At 44.6% G+C, this 3,669-nt stretch carries 3 protein-coding genes; all 3 read left to right on the top strand.

All coding sequences use genetic code 11. The features are described from left to right. A partial coding sequence (locus tag DC498_RS26315) for a hypothetical protein (protein WP_165813968.1) occupies window positions 1-1,292 on the top strand: 1,292 nt, incomplete at its 5' end. Window positions 1,293-1,434: 142 nt separating this feature from the next. Continuing rightward, complete coding sequence (locus DC498_RS25765) at window positions 1,435-2,340, top strand: tyrosine-type recombinase/integrase (RefSeq protein ID WP_116877000.1); 906 nt, start codon at window positions 1,435-1,437, stop codon at window positions 2,338-2,340. Next, window positions 2,337-3,167, top strand: coding sequence for a tyrosine-type recombinase/integrase (locus DC498_RS25760; RefSeq protein ID WP_116876999.1), 831 nt, complete (start codon window positions 2,337-2,339; stop codon window positions 3,165-3,167). Before DC498_RS25765 ends, DC498_RS25760 begins: the two co-directional genes overlap by 4 nt. Window positions 3,168-3,669: the final 502 nt, after the last annotated feature.

Genomic DNA, 3,669 nt, shown 5'->3' with positions numbered 1-3,669 from the left:
AGTTGACCAACGAGCTGGAGAACTACCGTATTAAAAGAATAGAGGCATTACAACCCAAGCAGGAAACAAAGAACGAACTAACCCCCGCGCAACGACAAACCGCCATAGCCGAGCTAAAGAAGCCCAACCTTTTACAACGCACCGGCCAGTTATTACAGCAATGCGGCATTGTAGGAGAATCCACCAACAGCCTGATCGCTTACCTGGTGTATTGTACAAGAAAACAAAATATCCCCCTGCATATTATGTTCCTGGGCGCAAGCGGCAGCGGTAAAACCTATTTACAGGAGCGCATCAGTGAGCTGATACCGGAGGAAGATAAAATAGAGATCACCCAAATCACTGAAAACGCTTTGTATTATTTTAAGCAGGAGGAGCTGAAGCATAAATTAATTTTGATAGAGGACTTAGACGGTGCATTAGCTGTATTTTATCCGTTAAGAGAACTGCAGACCAAACGGCGTATATCCAAAACCGTTACCCTCAAAGACAGCAAGGGCAATTTAAAGACGATCACCTTAACGGTGGAAGGGCCGGTGAGCGTAAGCGGCTGCACCACCAAAGAGAAGATATACGAGGATAATGCCAACCGTTGTATACTGCTCTACACCGACCAGACAAAAAACCAGGACAAACGCATCAACGAATACCAAACCAGGCTCTCCGCCGGCGAAGTAAACCGGGAAAGAGAGCAGCAGTACCGGGAGCTGTTTAAAAACATACAACGTGTATTACGTCCCATTGGCATCATTAATCCTTATGCAAAATACATTGTGCTCCCGGAGCAGGTTTTTAAGCCGAGAAGAACTATGACGCTGCTGCTGGGCTTTATAGAAGCGATCAGCTTTTACCATCAGTACCAGAGAGAAGTAAAGAAAGATAATGCCGGGCAGCTCTATATAGAAACTTCCATTGAAGATATCGAAGCTGCATTTAATTTGCTCAAAGATGTATTGTTCAGCAAAAGCGATGAGCTAACCAAAGCGACAAGAGAGTTTTTAGAATCCCTCAAACAACTGTCCAAAGAAACCGGCAGCGATACGTTCAATGCGAAAATGATAAGAGAGCAGCTACGGATGAACCCCGGCAATATGAAACGATACCTTTCCGAGCTTGCACGCTACGGCTATATAAAGGCTACAGGCAACCGTTACCGCAAAGGCAGCTATGAGTATAGTATTGTAAAGATGGACGAATACGAGGCTTTAAAATCCGAGATAGAGCAACATCTGCAGGAGATACTTGAAAGAATCCGGGAGTTTATAAAGTCCTCCCCTGCGGGGAGGATTTAGGAGGGGCAGTAGTTCAGTGGTTCAGTAGTGGTTCACTAAGGGAAATGAACCACTCAAATGCAGTACCAGACTGTATTTTGCTTCAGTGGTTCAGTAGTTCTCTAAAAAAGACTATTAGTATTTTTTCTCCAAACCATTTTTTATGTCAAACAAATCCATTGCACTGCAAAGTGCAGAGTATAAGCTATTGCTTACCGGCTTTACAGAGTGGTTGCAGCTTTTAAATTACTCACCGTTAAGCATACCGGTATATGCCACAGCGCTGAAAGATTTTTTACAGTACCAGGAGCAAAACAATAAGCCATCCATAGAGCAGCTCCATGCACCGGATGCCCAGGCGTTTATACTACAGTTGCAGGATAAAACCGGTCAGCGTACAGGCAGACCGTTAAGCCATAAGCACATCAATAAATACATACAGGCACTTTTGCTTTTTAGCAAATACATCAGGCAAACGGGCAGGTCAGTTATTGGTCTTAGTTTACAGCGATTAGAAGAAGCGACCACCAAACCGGTATGGCTTACAACAACTGAAATACAAAAGCTCTACGATGTAACAGCGCAAACAATACTGGGCATACGTGATAAAGCGATGCTTGCCGTGTATTACGGTTGCGGGTTGCGACTGAATGAAGGTGCATGCCTTGAGTTGCAAGACATAGACAGTACAAAAAAAGTGCTGCATGTAAGAAAAGGCAAAGGCTATAAAGAACGGTTTGTACCGGTAGCGGAAAAGAACTTTGAAGCCATAAAGCTGTACTTAGATCATGCAAGACCGCAGTTGTTACAACAGGTGCGAACAACCGCGTTTTTTATTGATGCTAACAGAGGCAGACCGATGCAAAAGCAGAGCTTGTATGTAAGAGTAAAACAGTTGGCGAAGAAAGCGAAGATCAAAAAGAAAGTCGGCACGCATACATTACGCCACAGCATAGCCACTCATCTTTTACAAAGCGGCATGAAGCTGGAACGGATACAACAGTTTTTAGGGCATGGCGACTTAGACAGCACACAGATATACACTCACCTTTTAAATGATGCTACATGAGTTTTACGGAATACTTACAACAAAAGCAATACAGCGGGTCAACTGTAAGCCGCTACACCGAAGGGATAGAAAACTTTTTAACCTGGTTGCACCAGGAAGATATAAAGGAAGAACTATTTACTTACAATGACGTGTTAGACTTTATGCGGCATTGCCAAACAAAAGGCATTACCAAACGATCAGTGCATAATATACTTTGCATAGTGCGGCATTACTGTAATTACCTGATCAGCGAAAGCAAACGAACGGATAACCCGGCAGCAGGTGTTTTTATCAAAGGACTGGTAAGAAAGCTGCCAACAAATCTTTTAAGCATAGAAGAGCTGGAAGAGCTGTATAAACAATACAGCATACAGTTAAGTGTAAACGCATCAAAGAAAATAATGTTAGGGCTGATGATCTACCAGGGTGTAACGGTTGGAGAAATTATGCGCCTGCAGCACCATCACTTTAAGCTGAAAGACGGAAAAGTTTTTATTAACGGAACCAAGCGAACCAATGAAAGAGTTTTGCATTTACATGCTATACAAATCCCGATGCTGCAGGAATACCTGAAGTTCAAAAGCCCCTCCTTTGGAGGGGTTGGGGAGGCTGGTATCAATAACCGCCTGCAGTATATGTTTAAACAGTTGAAGCAACTCAATGCAAATGTGATCAATGCCAAACAGATCCGCAGCAGTGTAATAACGGAATGGTTGCGGAAAAATCATCTTCGGCAGGTGCAGTATATGGCCGGGCATAAGTATGTAAGCTCAACCATAAGATACCAGGCAAACAACCTTGATGATCTGCAAAGCGAACTTGAGCGACATCACCCAATGAGCTAAGGCAGATACACAGCACGGCTTGCAGCAAGCTAACACACAAAGCCAACGCTATTGCTGCTCTGCATTGTTGCCGCCTGCCCACGCATTTTTTTGTCGCTTGCCCATGCTTCATGCAGCACATTGCCACTGCACACAAAGCCACCACACAAAGGCCATCATTGCAGTGCCAAAGAGCTGCACGGCTATCGCTTCACAAGCCACAAAAAAGCCAATGCACAGGCGGAAGCTACTTAAACATAATGTGTTCCTATAGTATCCCGCCTGCCCGGCTTATGCGGGGCATGCAGGCACACCGGCGGGAATCCTATAGGCACATTATGTTAAGTATCCAACAACGCCGCCCGCTATAGCTATACACAAAACCCTACACACAATAGCGGAAGCCGTGCCGGCCAACGCTGCAAAGAAGCGGTGTGCAAGCACGAATCTGTTTTTATGCCATCTCCTTCCAGTCGGTCAATGGCAAAGCCTACCGGCAGTATGGTAAAGGAATGAAAGCATA

This window comes from Terrimonas sp., from assembly GCF_003075435.1.
In the GTDB taxonomy this organism is placed as follows: Bacteria; Bacteroidota; Bacteroidia; order Chitinophagales; family Chitinophagaceae; genus Agriterribacter.
Note: the sequence above shows the minus strand (reverse complement) of the source record. Positions and strands in the feature narration are given on the sequence as shown.